The 17035-nt window shown below is 71.9% G+C and carries 5 protein-coding genes; all 5 read left to right on the top strand.

All coding sequences use genetic code 11. From position 1 onward, the window contains the following. The first annotated feature begins 49 nt into the window (after nucleotides 1–49). Genes ACFYWJ_RS13545 through ACFYWJ_RS13525 form a run of 5 tightly spaced genes read left to right on the top strand, consistent with a single transcriptional unit; the run spans nucleotide 50 to nucleotide 17005 of the window. Nucleotides 50–13219: an amino acid adenylation domain-containing protein gene (locus ACFYWJ_RS13545; protein WP_355282203.1), complete on the top strand. Its 13170-nt coding sequence runs from the start codon at nucleotides 50–52 to the stop codon at nucleotides 13217–13219. Continuing rightward, complete coding sequence (locus ACFYWJ_RS13540) at nucleotides 13216–14223, top strand: ATP-binding cassette domain-containing protein (RefSeq protein WP_355282206.1); 1008 nt, start codon at nucleotides 13216–13218, stop codon at nucleotides 14221–14223. Before ACFYWJ_RS13545 ends, ACFYWJ_RS13540 begins: the two co-directional genes overlap by 4 nt. Then, nucleotides 14220–15038 carry an ABC transporter permease gene (locus ACFYWJ_RS13535; protein ID WP_355282209.1) on the top strand — a complete coding sequence of 273 codons (819 nt, stop codon included), beginning with the start codon at nucleotides 14220–14222 and terminating at the stop codon, nucleotides 15036–15038. The genes ACFYWJ_RS13540 and ACFYWJ_RS13535 overlap by 4 nt, the downstream gene beginning before the upstream one ends. Continuing rightward, nucleotides 15038–15856, top strand: a complete 819-nt coding sequence (locus ACFYWJ_RS13530) for an ABC transporter permease (protein WP_355282211.1) — start codon at nucleotides 15038–15040, stop codon at nucleotides 15854–15856. Before ACFYWJ_RS13535 ends, ACFYWJ_RS13530 begins: the two co-directional genes overlap by 1 nt. Nucleotides 15857–15913: 57 nt before the next feature. Next, nucleotides 15914–17005, top strand: coding sequence for an ABC transporter substrate-binding protein (locus ACFYWJ_RS13525; RefSeq protein WP_355282213.1), 1092 nt, complete (start codon nucleotides 15914–15916; stop codon nucleotides 17003–17005). Nucleotides 17006–17035: the final 30 nt, after the last annotated feature.

The following is a 17035-nucleotide window of genomic DNA, read 5'->3' as shown; positions in this document are numbered from 1 at the left end:
GACACACAGGTGAATACCGAGCTCCAGACATGAGAACGCAGGTCCGCTCATGACCCAGCCTTCCGAGAGTGCCTTCCCGCTGTCCGCGGCCCAGCGCGGTATCTGGTTCGCCCAGCACATCGCGGGTGACACCCCCATCTCCATCGCCCAATACGTCGAGTTGAGTGGTCCCGTCGACCACGATCTGCTGGTGCGGGTCGTGCGGCAGACCGGTCGCGAGTTCGGCACCGGCTATCTGCGCCTGATCGATATCGACGGACAACCCCATCAGCTCGTCGACCTCTCCCTCGACGAGGAGATGGCCGAGCTGGATCTGCGCGCCGAGCCCGATCCGGTGGCGGCCGCGCACGCGTGGATGCGCGCCGAGTACGCCGCGCCCCTGGACGTGATGCGCGACCGTCTGGTCCGGCTGGCCATGATCCGGGTCGCCGACGACCGCTGGTTCTGGTACTCGCGGATGCACCACATCGTGCTGGACGGGATGGGCGCGCTGGCCCTGGTGCAGCGCACCGGCGAGCTGTACAACGCCGCCGTCGAGGGCAGGGAGGCGCCGCCGGCCAAGGCCGAGCCGCTGCAGAAGATCGTCGAGGCCGATCTGGCCTACCGCACCTCGGACCGGTTCACCGCGGACCGCGAGTACTGGCGCGAGCACCTGGCCGCGATGGCGGACCCGGTGAATCTGGCGGGCCGCGACGCCGAGGTCGACGGCCACCCCAACCGGGTCTCCGGCGCGCTGCCGACCGAGACCGCAGCCCTGCTGGATTCCGTTGCCGCCGCCGTGAATTCGGGGGTCGCGCCGACGGTGGTCGCCGCGTTCGGCGCCTATCTGGCCGCGATGACCGGTGCGCCGGAAGTGGTGCTGAGCCTGCCGGTGTCGGCCCGGACCTCCGCGACGCTGCGCCGCTCCGGCGGCATGCTCGCCAATGTCGTCCCGCTGCGGGTCACCCTGGACCCGACGACGACCGTCGGCGCCGCGATCCTCGCCGTGCAGGGTGAGCTGACCGGCGCGCTGCGCCGCCAGCGCTACCGCCAGGAGGACATCGTCCGTGATCTCGGCTGGGCGATGGACGAGGCCACCTCGTTCGGCCCGGCCGTGAATCTGATGATGGTCGACACCAGGATCGCGCTGGGCCCGGTCGTCGGGCGGCTGCACGTGCTCACCTCCGGCTTGATCGACGACCTGTTCGTCAACCTGTATCCGGGCGTCGGCGGCGAGAGCACCCACATCGACCTCCAGGGCAACGGCAACCTGTACAGCGAGGCCGACCTGGCGGCGCATCACGCGCGCTTCCTGCGGTTCCTGCACCGGTTCCTGGTCGCCGGACCCGAGGCGCCGCTGTCGGCGGTGCCGGTCCTCTCGCCCGGCGAGGAGGCCGTCTCGGTGCCGGCGCGCGGCCCGGCCGGGGTCGACATCCGCACGCTGCCGGAGATCCTGGCGGCGGGCGCCGCGCTCGACCCGGACGCGGTGGCCCTGCGCTGGGGCACCGATGAGACGCTGACCTACCGCGCGGTCGACGACTACACCAACCGGCTGGCCCGGGTCCTGATCGCCGCCGGAGCGGGCCCCGAACACGGTGTCGCCCTGTCGATTCCGCGCTCGGCGGACTCGGTGCTGGCGACCATCGCGGTGGCCAAGACGGGCGCGCCGTTCGTCCCGATCGATCCCACCTATCCGGCCGACCGGATCGAGCACATGGTCGACGACAGCGGCGTGGTCAGCGGGCTGACCGTCGCCCAGGCACGGAAATCGCTGCCGGACCGGGTCGACTGGCTCACCCTCGACGACGAGACCACCCTCGCGCGGATCGCCGCGCAGGACGCCGGGCCGATCGGCGATGCCGAGCGCCGCGCCCCGGTGCGGCCGGATCAGGTCGCCTACATCATCTACACCTCCGGCTCGACCGGTCTGCCCAAGGGCGTGCTCGTCTCGCATCGCGGGCTGGCCAATCTGGTCGCGAGCTCGGGCGCCGGGTTCGGGGTCGACGCCACCTCCGTGGTCGCCCATGCGGTCTCGCCGAGCTTCGACATCTCCGTGGAGGAGATCCTGGTGACGCTGGCGGCGGGCGCGAGCCTCGCGGTGGTGCCGCCCTCGGCGTACGCGGGCGAGGACATGGCGCAGGTGCTGCGCGCGCACCGGGTGACCCATCTCAATGTCACCCCGGCCGTCGTCGGCTCGCTCGATCCGGCGACCCTGCCCGACCTGGGCACGATCGTCGTCGGCGGCGACGCGTGCCCGCCGGAGCTGGTGGCCAAGTGGGCGGGCCGCACGCTGCTCAACGGCTACGGCCCCACCGAGACCACCGTGACGACCACCCTCACCGGTCCCCTGGTCCCCGACGCGCCGGTGACGATCGGCAGCCTGGTGCGCGGGGTGACCGGCCTGGTGCTCGACCCCTGGCTGCGTCCGGTCCCGGCGGGCACCGTCGGCGAGCTGTATCTCGCGGGCCCCGGTGTCGCCCGCGGCTACCACCGCCGCACCGGGCTGACGGCGAGCCGGTTCGTCGCGAATCCACACGCGCCAGGGGAACGGATGTACCGGACCGGCGATCTGGTGCGCTGGCACGACGACGACGGCCGGTTCGTGCTGGAGTACCAGGGCCGCAGCGACTTCCAGGTGAAGGTGCGCGGCTTCCGGATCGAGCTCGGCGAGATCGACGCCGCGCTGCAACGGCTGCCCGAGATCGATTTCGCGCTCACCCTCGGCGTCGAGACCGCGGCAGGCGCGACCGCCCTGGTGTCCTATGTGACCACCGAACCCGGCGCCGAGGTGCATCCCGAGGCCGTGAAAGCGGCTGTCGGCGAGAGCCTTCCGGCGTACATGGTGCCCTCGGTCGTCATGGTGCTCGACCGGGTCCCGCTCACTCCGCTGGGCAAGGTGGATCGCAAGGCGCTGCCCGCCCCGGATTTCACCGCGCGCGCCATCGCCAGCCGGGCACCGTCGACCCCGCGCGAGGAAGCGCTCGCCGCCCTGTTCGCCGAGGTGCTCGGCCTGGAATCGGTCGGCGTCGACGACAGCTTCTTCGCGCTGGGCGGGGACAGCATCGTCTCCATCCAGCTGGTGTCGCGGGCGAAGGCCGCCGGCATCGCGTTCAGCGCGCGGGATGTGTTCGAGCGCAAGACCGTCGCCGCGCTGGCCGCGGTGGCGGCCGACACCGAGGTGCACGTGGTGCACGAATTGCCCGGTGGCGGTGTCGGTCCGGTGGCGCTCACGCCGATCGTGCGCGCGATGGTCGACCACGGCGACCCCTGGGGCCGGTACGGCCAGGCGGTGCTGATCGGCCTGCCCGACGGCATCGACCGCGCGGCACTCGCGACGGCGGTGCAAGCGCTGCTCGATCACCACGATCTGCTCCGGTCGACGCTGCGCGCCACGCCGGAGGGCTGGGAATGGGTTGTCGCCGAACCGGGTTCGGTGACGGCCGACCCGCTGATCGAGGTGGTCGGGGCCGACACCGAGGACGCCGTCGACCGCGCCCTCGCCGACGCCGCGGACCGGCTCGATCCCACCGTCGGCGCGGTCGCCCGGTTCGTGCTGCTCGAACGCGAGGCGGCTCCCCCACTGTGCTGGCTGGTCCTGCACCACCTGGTCACCGACGGCGTCTCCTGGCGCATCCTGCTGCCGGACCTGGCGACCGCCGCCTTCGGCGGCACGCTCGAGCCGGTCGGTACCTCGTTCCGTCGCTGGGCGCACAGCCAGGCCGACGATGCCGCGGCCCGCGCCGGCGAACTGCCGGGCTGGCAGCGCGTCCTGGCGATGCCGGACCCGTCGTTCGCCACCGAGCCGATCGCCTTCGATCCGGCCGTCGACGTCGTCGCCACCATGGCGCAGCGGCTGAGCACGGTGCCGCCGGAGCTGGCGCACGCCGTCCTCACCACCGTGCCCGAGCGATTCCACTGCGGCGCCGACGATGTCCTGCTCGCCGCCCTGACGATGGCGGTGTGCCGCTGGCGCGACCGCACCGGCGCGCTGCTGACCCTGGAGGGCCACGGCCGCGACGAATCACTGCTGCCCGGCGCCGATGTCGCGCGCACGGTCGGCTGGTTCACCAGCGTGTACCCGGTCGCCGTCGATCTGGCCGGCATCGATCTCGCCGACGCGTTCGCCGGTGGCCCGGCGGCCGGGTCCGCGATCAAGGCCACCAAGGAGCAGCTGCGGTCGCTGCCCGATCGCGGTGTCGGCTACGGCCTGCTGCGGTACCTGAACAGCGACACCGCCGCCGCGCTCGCCGACGCCCCGACACCCCAGCTGAGCTTCAACTACCTCGGCCGCGCGGTGACCGGCGACGATCCGTGGATGCCGCGCCGGTTCGCCGCCACCAACGACGACCGGGCCCCGCTGGCCGCCGTCGTCGACATCAACGCCGTGCTGACCGACGCCGGGCTCGAGGTCACCTGGGCCTATGCGAGCAGACTGCTCGACGAACACGCCGTCGACGACCTGGCCGAGCTGTGGACCGCCGCGCTGCGCGCGCTCGCCGACCACGCGCGCTCCGCCGGCGCCGGTGGCCGCACCCCGTCGGACTTCGCGCTGGTCGCCGTCGATCAGCCGCAGATCGAGCGCTGGGAACAGGCCTATCCGAACCTCGCCGATGTGTGGCCGCTCTCGCCGCTCCAGTACGGCCTGCTCTTCCATGCTCTCTACGATTCCGATACCGCCGACGGCTACACGGTGCAGTCGATGCTCACCCTGTCGGGCACGGTCGACACCACCCGCCTGCGCGCCGCGGCCCAAGCCCTCGTCGACCGGCACGAGAACCTGCGGGTGGCGTTCGTCGAGACCGACGACGGCCCGCGCCAGCTGGTCCTCGCCGACGCCGAGATCCACTGGACCGACATCGATCTCACCGATGTCGCCGACGACGCGGAACGCACCCGCGAACTCGACCGGATCATCGCCCTCGACGCGCTGACCCGCTTCGACCTCACCCGTCCCCCGCTGATCCGCTTCACCCTGGTCACCACCACGCCCGGCCACTTCCGGCTGATCATGACCAATCACCACCTGGTGCTCGACGGCTGGTCGACGCCGCTGCTGGTGCGGGAACTGCTGGCGCTCTACGTCACCGCGGGCGACGCGTCGGTGCTGCCGCCCGCCCGCTCCTACCGTGACTTCCTGGCCTGGCTCGCCGACCAGGACGCCGACGCCTCGCTCGCCGCCTGGCAGCAGTCGCTCGCCGGGATCGACACCCCGACACGCGCGGTCCCCACCCTGGCCGGGATCGCCTCGCCGGAGACCGCGATGGTCACCCGCGAGCTGTCCGCCGCGACGGTCGCCGAGCTCGAGGGCGCGGCCCGCGAGGCGGGCGCGACGGTGAACACCCTGGTGCAGACCAGCTGGTCGCTGCTGCTGGCCATGCTCACCGGCCGCACCGACGTGGTGTTCGGCAGCACGGTATCGGGACGGCCGCCGGAGCTGCCCGGCGTCGAGGAGATGGTCGGGCTGTTCATCAACACCGTCCCGGTACGGGTGACCCTCGACCCCGCCGAGAAGGTGTCCGATCTGCTGGCCCGGGTGCAGGCCGAGCAGGCGCGGCTGATGGACCATCAGCACGTCGGCCTCGCCGCGATCCACCGCGCGGTCGGGCTGGCCGAATTGTTCGACACCCTCACCGTTTTCGAGTCCTACCCGATCGACCGGGAAGCGCTGTCGCAGGCGCTGGACATCGCGGGGATGCGGGTGCTCGACGTCGAGGGCACCGACGCGACGCCGTATCCGCTCAATCTCATGGTGATCCCGCTGCGCGGCGAGCAGGGCGCGGGTGACGCGCTGCGGATCTCGGTGAAATTCATGGCCGATCAGCTCGACGCCACCGCGGCGCAGTCGCTGCTGGACCGGTTCGTCCGGCTGCTCGGTCAGCTCGCCGCGCATCCGCACGATCTGGTCTCGCAGGTGCAGTACTGCGACGACACCGAACTGGCGCGGCTGGCGCCGGTCCGCGGGCTGCCCTCGGTACCGATGCGGACGATGCCCGAGATCCTGACCGCGGGCGCGCGCATCGATCCCGACGCCGTCGCGGTCAGCGCGGGCGAGTTGCGGATGAGCTACCGCGACCTGGATTCCTGGTCCAACCGGTTCGCCCGGGTGCTACTGGGCCGCGGGGTCGGCCCCGAGGTGTTCGTGGTGCTCGCGCTCACCCGCTCGCTGGAATCGGTGGTGGCCGTGTGGGCGCTGGCCAAGACCGGCGCGGCGTTCGTCCCGCTGGACCCGAGCTATCCGGTGGAGCGGATCGAGCACATGCTCGAGGATTCGAAGGCGCCGATCGGCGTCACCGTCACCGCGACCGGTGAGACGCTGCCCGGCACCATCGACTGGCTGCTGCTCGACGACCTGAACACGCTGCGCCGGGTGATGCTGGTCTCCGACGCGCCGATCACCGACGCCGAGCGCGGCGGCCCGATCGACATCGACCACACCGCCTACCTCATCTACACCTCGGGCTCCACCGGCAAGCCGAAGGCGGTGCTGCTCAGTCATCGCGGCATCGCGAATCTCACCACCGCGCAACGGGAAACGCTGGCGCTGGACCCGACGGCGAGCGCCCTGCAGGTCGCCTCGCCCAGCTTCGACGCCTCGGTCTTCGAGATGCTCACCGCGCACTCGGCGGGCGGGCGGCTCGTGGTCTCGCCGCCGGAGGTGTACGGCGGCGGCGAACTCGAACAGCTGCTGCGCGCCGAGCGGGTCACCCACGCGGTGATCACCCCGTCGGCGCTGGCCACCATGGAACCGGCCGAACTCACCGACCTGCGGGTGCTCTCGGTCGCCGGTGAGGCCGCCACCCCCGAGCTGATCGAGAAGTGGTCGGCCGGACGCCGGATGGTGAACCTGTACGGCCCCACCGAGTTCAGCATCTGGGCCACCGGTCCCGCCGAACTCGTCGCGGGCGAGCCGATCACCATCGGCGGACCGATCCGGGGTGCCGCGGTGGTCGTGCTGGACGGCTGGTTGCGGCCGGTGCCGGTGGGTATCGCGGGCGAGCTGTACCTGGCGGGGCCTGCGCTGGCGCGCGGTTATTTCAACCGGTTCGAGATGACCGCGAGCCGGTTCGTCGCCGACCCGTACGGCGCGCCCGGTGACCGCATGTACCGCACCGGCGACATGGTCCGCTGGGTGGTCGATGACGGCGCGCTCGCCCTGGAGTACCTGGGGCGCAGCGATTTCCAGGTGAAGATCCGTGGCCTGCGGATCGAGCTCGGCGAGATCGACGCGGTGCTCTCGCGCGACGAGGAGATCGAGTACGCGGTGACCATCGGGCGCGCCGGACCGGCGGGGGCGACCGTGCTGGTGTCCTATGTACTGCCCGCACCCGGCGTCGACCTCGAGACCGAACGGGTCCGCGCGGCCGTCGCGGCGGAACTGCCGGGGTACATGGTGCCCGCGTATGTCGTCGTGCTCGACGAGATTCCGCTCACGCCCGTGGGCAAGCTGGATCGCAAGGCACTGCCGGTGCCGGACTTCGCGGCGGCCCAGCGCCCGTACCTCGCGCCACGGACGGCGACCGAGGCGGCGGTGGCCGCGGTGTTCGCGGAGGTGATCGGGGCCGAACAGGTCAGCGTCGACCAGTCGTTCTTCGAGCTCGGCGGCAACTCGCTGAGCGCCACCAAGGTGGTCGCCCGGGTGAACTCGGCGCTGGGTTCCACCATCGCCCTGCGCGATCTGTTCGACGCGCCGACCGTGGCACAGCTGGCGGCCCGCGTGGTCCCCGCCGCCGCGGGCGGTCCCGGCCGCCCGGCGCTGGCCGCGCGGGTGCGCCCCGACCGGGTCCCGCTCTCGCCGGCGCAGCAGCGGATGTGGGTGCTCAACCAGCTCGACCCCGGCTCGGCCGCCTACAACATCGCGATCGCCCTGCGGCTCACCGGCGACCTCGACATCGAGGCACTGCGCCTGGCGCTCACCGATGTGATCGCGCGGCAGGAGAGCCTGCGTACCCGCTATCCGGCCGATACCGAGGGTCCGCGCCAGGTGGTCGTCGGCCTCGACGCCGCCACCCCACCCATGCCGGTGCTCGACACCGAGGACGGTGCGCCACTGCGCGCGCGGATCACCGAGCTGGCGGGCACCGGGTTCGATCTCACCAGGGAAGCGCCCCTGCGCGTTGGACTGTTCCGGCTGGTCGGCGACGCGGCCCCGGTGCATGTCGTCGTCCTGGTGGTGCACCACATCAGCGCCGACGGCGCGTCGATGGCCCCGCTCGCGAGTGACCTGGTGGCCGCCTACTCGGCGCGGGTGGCGGGCGTGGCACCGACCCGGGCCCCGCTCACCGTGCAGTACGCCGACTTCGCGCTGTGGCATCGCGAACTCCTCGGCAGCGCGACCGACCCGGAATCCGTGGCCGCGCGGCAGATCCGGTACTGGGCCGACACCCTCGCCGGCGCACCGGACGCCCTGGAACTGCCGACCGACCGGCCGCGCCCCGCGGTGCAGACGATGCGCAGCGCCGACCTCGACTTCGCGATCGACGAGCAGGTGCACCGCACGCTGGTCGAGGCCGCGGCGGCAGGCAATGTCAGCGTCTTCATGATCGTGCACGCCGCGCTCGCGGTACTGCTCGCGCGGTTGAGCGGGACCGGCGATGTCGTCGTCGGCACCCCGGTCGCCGGACGCGGCGAGGCGGCGCTGGACGACCTGGTCGGCATGTTCGTCAACACCCTGGCGCTGCGCACGCCGATCGACCCCGGCGCGAGCTTCCGCCAGGTGCTGGCCGAGGTCCGCACCACCGATCTCGACGCGTTCGCCCACGCCGACGTGCCCTTCGAACAGCTCGTCCAGGCGCTCGACCCCACCCGCTCGACCGCGCACCACCCGATCTTCCAGGTGTCGCTGTCGTTGCAGAACTTCGTCGAGCCGGTGCTGGAACTGGCCGGAGTGCGGTTCGAGGTCGAGGACTTCGACCGCGACGCCTCGGCCTTCGATCTCACCCTCGATCTGCGCGAGCGATTCACCGACGCCGGACCCGCCGGTCTCGACGGCGTGCTCACCTACGCGACCGACCTGTTCGACGCGGGCACGGTCGCCGCGTTCGTGACCCGCTGGCAGCGCGTCCTCACGGCCGTGCTCGCCGACCTCGACATCCGGGTCGCCGACATCGACCTGCTCGACGCGGGCGAACGCGCGGAACTGATCCCGGTCCGCGGCCCCGCCACCGCGGGCACCATCACACTGCCCCGGTTGCTCGCCGACACCGCCGCGGCCTACCCCGACCATCCCGCCCTCGTCGCCGGGACCACGACCACCTATCGCGCGCTCGACGCCCGCTCGAACCAGCTGGCCCGCCTGCTGATCGACGCCGGCGCGGGCACCGAAACCGTTGTCGCCCTCGGCCTGCCCCGCTGCGTCGAATTGCACACGGGCATCTGGGCGGCCGCGAAGGCCGGGGCCGCGTTCCTGCCGGTCGACCCGAAGCATCCGGTCGAGCGCATCGACCACATGCTCACCGACTCCGGCGCCCGCGTCGGGCTCACGCTGACCGCGTACCGCGCGAGCCTGCCCGACACCACCCGCTGGCTGGTCCTCGACGACCCGGATATCGTCGCCCGGCTGCGCGCCGCCGACGACGCCGCGCTCACCGCCGACGAACTCCCCACGCCGATCCGGCCGGATCATCCGGCCTGGATGATCTACACCTCCGGGTCCACCGGAACACCCAAGGGCGTCACCGTCACCCATCGCGGCCTGGCCGATCTGGTGGCGGCCCAGCGCGCCGATCTCGGCCTGGACGAACAGTCCCGGGTCCTCCAGGTCGCCTCGCCGAGTTTCGACGCGTCGATCTTCGAGGCGCTGATGGCGTTCGGCTGCGGTGCCGCTTCGGTGATCGCGCCGCCCGAGGTCTTCGGCGGCGCGCCGCTGGCCGAGCTGATCGCCGCCGAGGCGGTCACGCACATGGTGATCACGCCGTCCGCGCTGGCCACCATCGATCCCGCCGAGGTGTCGAGCGTGCGGGTCCTCGCGGTGGCGGGCGAGGCGGTCGGTCCCGATCTGGTCGGGCGCTGGTGCGGCGGAGCCACCGGTCGCCGCATGGTGAATCTGTACGGCCCGACCGAATACACCATCTGGGCAACGGGTTCCGCGCCGCTGTCCCCGACGGAGCCGGTCACCATCGGCACACCCATCCGGGGCGCGGCCGTGCTGGTGCTCGACGACCGGTTGCGGCCGGTGCCGGTCGGCGTCGCCGGCGAGCTGTATCTGACCGGCACCGCCACCGCGCGGTGCTACCACGCCCGCCCCGGCCTGACCGCCGCCCGTTTCGTCGCCGACCCCTACGGCGGGCCCGGCGAAGTCCTGTACCGCACGGGCGATCTGGTGCGCTGGATCCGCCCGCCGGAGCTCGGCTTGACGCTGGAATACCTGGGCCGCACCGACTTCCAGGTGAAGGTGCGCGGTCAGCGCATCGAGCTCGGGGAGATCGACGCGGTACTCGGCGGCATCGACGGCGTCGATCTCGCGGTGACGCTGGGTGTTCCCGGTCCCACCGGGGCGACGGCGCTGGCGGCCTACCTGGTCCGCATGCCCGGCGCCGATCTCGATCTCGCCCGGGTGCGGGCCGTCGCCGCCGACAGCCTGCCCGCCTATATGGTGCCCGCCGCCTTCGTCGTCCTCGACGCCATCCCGGTCAACGCGGTCGGCAAGCTCGATCGCAAGGCGCTGCCGGAACCGGTGTTCGTCACCGAGGAGGCGCCGTACCTGGCGCCGAGCACACCCACCGAACACGTGCTGGCCGAGGTCTACGCCGAACTGCTCGGCCGCGACCAGGTGGGCGTGGACGATTCGTTCTTCGCCCTCGGCGGTGACAGCATCCTGGCGATCCAGCTGGTCACGCAGGCGAAACTGCGTGGCGTGCACTGCACTCCGCTGCAGGTGTTCGAGCATCGCACCGTCGCGGCGCTGGCCGCGGCCGTCGACGCCGCGGGCGCGGTGGAGGCGCTCGAGGAGCTGCCCGGCGGTGGGGTCGGCGACCTGCCGCTCACCCCGATCGTCCGGTACATGATCGAGCGCGGCGGCGATTTCGACCGCTTCGCCCAGACCGCGGTGCTGGAATTGCCCGTCGGCATCGAGCGCTCGGCGCTCGTCGCCACGCTCACCGCCGTCATCGACCGGCACGACATGCTGCGCGCGCGGCTGTGGTCCGACGAGGACGGCTGGCAGCTGCGGGTGGCCCAACCCGGCACCATCGAGGTGGATGCCCTGGTGCACCGCACCGAGATCGACGCCGCGGCCGAACCCACCGAACTGCGCGAGGACGTGCGCAGCGAACTCGACTCCGCGCTGAACCGGCTCGATCCCGCCGACGGCGTCGTGCTCCAGTTCGTCTGGCTCGATCCGGTCGGCGCGGCGGGTTCGCGCACCCGGCCCGGCCGGCTGATCGTGGTGGCGCACCACCTCGCCATCGACAGCGTGTCGTGGCGAATCCTGGTGCAGGACTTGATCGGCGCGTGGGCCCAGGTGTCGGCGGGCGCGACGCCGGTACTCGCGGAGACCGGGACCTCGATGCGGCGCTGGTCCTACGCGCTGACCGAGGCCGCGCACTCCGACAAGCGGCGCGACGAACTCGGCTACTGGCGCGACATCGTCGACGGCCCCGACCCGCTGCTCGGCGCCAGGCACCTCGATCCCGCCGTCGACCAGGCCCACACCGTGCGCCGCGTCGACCTCGAGGTCGACGAAGACGTCACGACCGCGCTGCTCACCACGCTGCCCGGCCTGTTCCACGGCAGCGTCACCGACGCGCTGTTCGCCACCCTCGCGCTGGCGCTGGTGCGCTGGCGGGCCCGGCGCGGGGTGGACGAAAAGTCCGCGCTGCTGCGGCTGGAAGGCCATGGCAGGCAGGAGGAAGTCGTGCCCGGCGCCGACCTGTCCCGCACGATCGGCTGGTTCACCAACCTGTACCCGGTCCGGCTCGGACTGGCCGAGATCGATATCGACGACGCGTTCGCCGGCGGCCCGGCGATGGGCGCGGCCATCCGCGTGGTCAAGCACGAACTGCTGTCGGTGCCGGACAAGGGCATCGGGTTCGGGCTGCTGCGCTACCTGAATCCCGACACCGCGGCGGAACTGCCCGCACGGCTGCCCGGCCAGATCTGCGTCAACTATCTCGGCAGGCACACCGCCGCCGAGATCCCGGCCGGACTGGAAGGTCTCGGCTGGCTGCCCACCGACGAGTTCGGCGATCTGGATGTCGGCGAACACGCCACGGTCCCGGTCATGGCGGCCATCGACATCAACGCCATGGTGCTCGGCGATCGGCTGCGCGCCGACTTCGGTTATCCCGCACAGCTCCTCGACCGCGGCGACGTCGCCGAGCTGGCCCAGCTGTGGACGCAGGCGCTGGCCGCGGCCGCGCGCTTCGCGGAATCCCCGGCGGCCGAACGCGCGTCCGCCGAGGAAGCCGCGGCGATGGTCGCGGCGGCCGAACCCGCGGGCGCCGGATCGACCGGCCTCGGACTCGACGTCCTGCTGCCGATCCGGCTCGGCGGCGACAAACCCGCGCTGTTCTGCGTCCACTCGTCCTCCGGAATGTCGTGGAGCTACCTGGGATTCGCCGAGCGGCTGCGACCGGGCCGACCGATCTACGGCCTCCAGGCGCCCGATCTCAGCGGCCGCGAGCCCTCGGCCCGGTCCATCGAGGAATTCGCGCGGCGGTATGTGCGCGAGATCCGCGCGGTCCAGCCGCACGGCCCGTACCACCTGCTCGGCTGGTCCTTCGGCGGACTGATCGCGCACGCCATGGCGGTGCAGCTGGCCGAGGCGGGCGAGCGGGTCGGCGTGGTGGCGCTGCTGGACACCGACACCGCCGATATCGACGGTGACACCATCGAGCGGCTCACGCCGGGCGCGTTCATCAACACCTTCGGCTCGATCTTCGGGATCGACAACGTGCCCGCCGAGGCCACCGCGCAGGAGGCCGCCGAGCTCATCACCGCGAAACTCGGCGGCGTCGAACTCGTCGACGCGGCCACCATCGAGCGGATGGCGGGCTCCTACAACGCCTCCGCGGGCACCAGAACCGGCTACCAGCGCCCGGTCTACGACGGCGACGTCCTCTATTTCACCGCCGCGGTCGACCCCGGCGAATGGATGGGCCCCGACGGCTGGCGCCCCTACGTGACCGGCTCGATCGTCGCTCACGACGTCGAGACCACCCATGACGAGCTGACCAATCCCCTCGCACTGTCGGTGATCTCGCCGGTGCTGGATGACCACATGGAAGCAGGAGACCGGACATGAGCGTCGCACCGAGCCCCACCCTCACCTCCACCGGCGGCGGCGTTGTCGTCGAAGGGATCGAGAAGTCCTTCGGCGAGGTCGACGCGCTGCGCGGCGTCGACTTCGTGGCCGCGCCCGGCGAGGTGCTCGGCATCCTCGGTCCCAACGGCGCGGGCAAGACGACGATGGTGAACGTCTTGTCCACGCTCATCACGCCCGATCGCGGGCGGGCCGTGGTCGCCGGGCACGACGTCGTCGCCGACCCGGCCGCGGTGCGCCGATCGATCATGCTGACCGGCCAGTACGCCGCGCTCGACGACATGCTCAGCGGCTACGAGAACCTCGTCATGTTCGGCAGATTGATGGGGCTGCGCAAACCGGCGGCCCGCGTCAGGGCCAGGGAACTGATCACCGAGTTCGACCTGGAGGGCGCCGCGAACCGGCGGGTCGGCACCTACTCCGGCGGCATGCGGCGGCGCATCGACATCGCCTGCGGACTGGTGGTCCGGCCGGATGTGGTCTTCCTCGACGAGCCGACCACCGGCCTGGATCCCCGCAGCCGCCAGGGTGTGTGGGACCTGGTCCGCAGCTTCAAGACCGCGGGCATCACCACCCTGCTCACCACCCAGTACCTGGAGGAAGCCGACGCGCTCAGCGACCAGATCATCGTCATCGACCACGGTGTGGTGATCGCCTCCGGCACCGCCGACGAGCTCAAACACCGCACCGGCGGCAGCTATTGCGAAGTGGTGCCGCTGGACCTGGAGGAGATGCCCGCCATCGTCGCCGCGCTCGGCTCGCTCCTGCCCGCCGAGAACCTGGCCGCGCTGACTCCGGAATCCGACCGGATCACCATCCCGGCCCCCGACGGCGCCAAGACCCTCGCCGAGGCACTGCGCCGCCTCGACGACGCCGAGGTCGAGCTCGTCGACATCGCGCTGCGCCGCCCCTCGCTCGACGATGTGTTCCTCCAGCTCACCGGTCACCTCGCCACGACCGAGACGGCGCCGGAGGCCGTGTCGTGACCGCCACCACCTGGCGCACGGACTTCCGCGCCGCCCCGGACACCGTGCAGCAGTGGTGGGTGCTGACCACCCGGTTGATCGTGCCCTCGGTCAAGACCGGCGAGGTGCTGGCCTCGGTGGTCGCGCCCGCGGCCTTCACCGCGAGCTTCTACATCCCGCTCAAAACGGTGATGATGTTCTCCGGCAACGGGTTCAGCAGCTACGCGCAGTACATGATGCCGCTGGTGATCCTGCAGGCCGCCGCGTTCACCGCCATCTCGGCGGCGTTCCGCTCGGCCACCGACGCCGTGGCCGGGCTCAACCGCCGGTTCGGCGCGATGCCGCTGCGCCCACTGGTGCCGGTGGCGGCGCGGATGTCGGCCAACATCTTCCGCCTGCTGATCTCACTGGCCGCGGCCGTCGCGTCCGGGTACGTGATCGGTTTCCGCTTCCGGCTCGACGCCGCGCACACCCTGGGGTTCCTGGCGTTCTCGCTGCTCATCGGGATCGCGTTCACGCTGGGCGCCGATGTCATCGGGACCGTGTCCAAGAGTCCCGAGGCCACCACCCAGGCACTGGTGTTGCCGCCGTTGATCTTCGGCATGCTCTCGACCGGGCTCGCGCCGGCCAGCCAGTTCCCCGAGTGGATCCAGTGGTTCGTCCGCAATCAGCCGGTCTCGCAGTTCGCGACCGTCCTGCGCGCGCTGGCCGGTGACACCGCGGGGAACGCGGGCACGGTCAGCTGGTCGCTGATGCTCCCGTCGCTGCTGTGGCTGGCGGCGATCCTGCTGATCTGTACTCCACTGGCCATCCGGCTGAGTTCGAGGAGGGCGTGATGGCGCTGCTTGCCGCTCGTACCGAGCAGTCCACCGCGGGTTCGGAGACCTCGCCGGGCGCGCTGGTCCGGCACACCCTGATCCAGACCCAGCGCCTGCTGCTGCGCTGGGCCCGCAACCCGGTCACCCTGCTGGAGACCCTGCTCATCCCGTGCCTGCTGCTGATCATGCTCGACATCGTCGTCGGCGGGCAGATCCAGAAGTTCACCGGCGACGACGCGCTCTACGGCTCGGTGCCGATGGTCGCCATCGTCGGCGCGCTCTCCGGTGCCGTGGCCAGCGGGGTCATGCTCGGGCGTGAACGCGACGCCGGTCTGCTGGCGCGGTTCTGGGTGTTGCCGGTGCACCGGGCCTCGGGGATCGCCTCGCGCGTCCTCGCCGAGGGCTGCCGGATCGTGCTCGGCACCATCGCCGTGGTGCTCGTCGGCATGCTGCTCGGCTTCCGGTTCCATCAGGGTCCGCTGGCCGCGTTCGTGTTCCTGCTGATCCCGGTGGTCTTCGGTCTCGCCTTCGCCACCATCGTCACCGCGATCGCCGTCTACACCGCGAAAGCCACGCTGGTCGAGGGCATCACCATCCTCACCTCGCTGATGATGTTCTTCAGCACCGGCTTCGTCCCGCTGATCGCGTTCCCGACCTGGATCCAGCCGATCGTGCGCAACCAGCCCATGTCGGTCGCCGTCGACGCCATGCGCGGACTCGCCGATCACGGCCCCATCGCCCGGCCGCTGACGCTGACCCTGGTGTGGTGTCTGGGCGCGATCGTGCTGTTCGCGGTCCCGGCCGCGATCGGGTTCCGGCGCGCCAGCCGACGCTGACTCCGGGCCGCGAACCCGCGGCGCCGGGCCCGCCCGCCACGCAGTACCCTCGTGCGCATGCCGGTGAGCGCCCGAGTACGCACCCGATTCCGTCGCACCGCCGAGCAGGGCGTTCGCGTCCGCTCGCGTGGCGTCCTCGCCGTCGCCGCGCTGGTGTGCGTCGCCGTGGTCAGCGCGGGCTGCGCGGACAAGCACGACGACGCGAGCACGATCATCCGGACCACCACCAATATCGCCGGTGCCGGCGTCGTCGGCGTTGCCAGGGACACCGCGACCGCGTGCCCGCTGCCCAGCGCTCCCGATCCCGCCGCGGGCGCGACCCGCACCGTCACCCATGCCGCCGGGACCACGCAGGTCCCCGCCGACCCGCAGCGCATCGTGGTGCTCACCAGCTCGGCGCTCGACGCCGCCTGCGCGGTGGGCCTGTGGGAGCGCGTCGCGGGCGCAGTCACCCTCGACGGCGAGCGTTCGCAGCCGATGTACCTCGGCTACGGCGTGCTGAAGGTGCCCAGCGTCGGCTCGATCGGTCAGCCCGATCCGGCGCGCATCGCCGAACTGAAGCCCGACCTGATCCTCGGCGACGTCGCCCCGGCCGGTGGCTACGAGGCGCTGAGCGCGATCGCGCCGACGGTCCTGATCGGGTCCGGCGGCAGCTGGCAGTCCGACTTCGCGGCCTACGCCGCCGGGATGGGCCGCCGCGACGCCGCCGACGTCGCCCTGCGGACCTACCTCACCGAGGCGCGCGACCTGGGCCCCGCGCTCAACGCGAGCCAGTCGCAGGCGTCGGTGCTGCGGTTCACCGCCGACGCCACCCAGGTGCAGGGCAGTGAGACCTTCGCGGCCCAGGTGCTCTCCGATGTCGGCGTGCAGCGCCCGACCGCGCAGCGCGGCACCTCCTACGACATCACCACCGCGGAGCTGGCCACCAAGGCCGAGGGCGACATCATCTACGTGATGTTCGACGGCGAGCCGGGCGAGGACCACGGCAGGCGGGTGCTGCGCTCGGACGAGTTCACCGAGCTCGGCGCCTCGACCGATCGGCGCGTGTTCGCCGTCGACGACAGCGTCTGGCACACCACCGGCCTGACCGCCGCCCGCGCGATCCTCACCGACCTGCGCGACAGCCTCAACGGGTACGTCACCGACTGAGCGCCGGGCTCCCAGCGAACACCCAGCGTC

The sequence above is a fragment of the Nocardia sp. NPDC003269 genome (assembly GCF_042888005.1).
Taxonomy (GTDB): domain Bacteria; phylum Actinomycetota; class Actinomycetes; order Mycobacteriales; family Mycobacteriaceae; genus Nocardia.
This window is presented reverse-complemented; position numbering and strand designations above follow the sequence as displayed.

Coding starts and splice junctions, on each gene's coding strand:
- ACFYWJ_RS13545 (WP_355282203.1), top strand. CDS start 50: ATGACCCAGCCTTCCGAGAGTGCCTTCCCGCTGTCCGCGGCCCAGCGC.
- ACFYWJ_RS13540 (WP_355282206.1), top strand. CDS start 13,216: ATGAGCGTCGCACCGAGCCCCACCCTCACCTCCACCGGCGGCGGCGTT.
- ACFYWJ_RS13530 (WP_355282211.1), top strand. CDS start 15,038: ATGGCGCTGCTTGCCGCTCGTACCGAGCAGTCCACCGCGGGTTCGGAG.
- ACFYWJ_RS13525 (WP_355282213.1), top strand. CDS start 15,914: ATGCCGGTGAGCGCCCGAGTACGCACCCGATTCCGTCGCACCGCCGAG.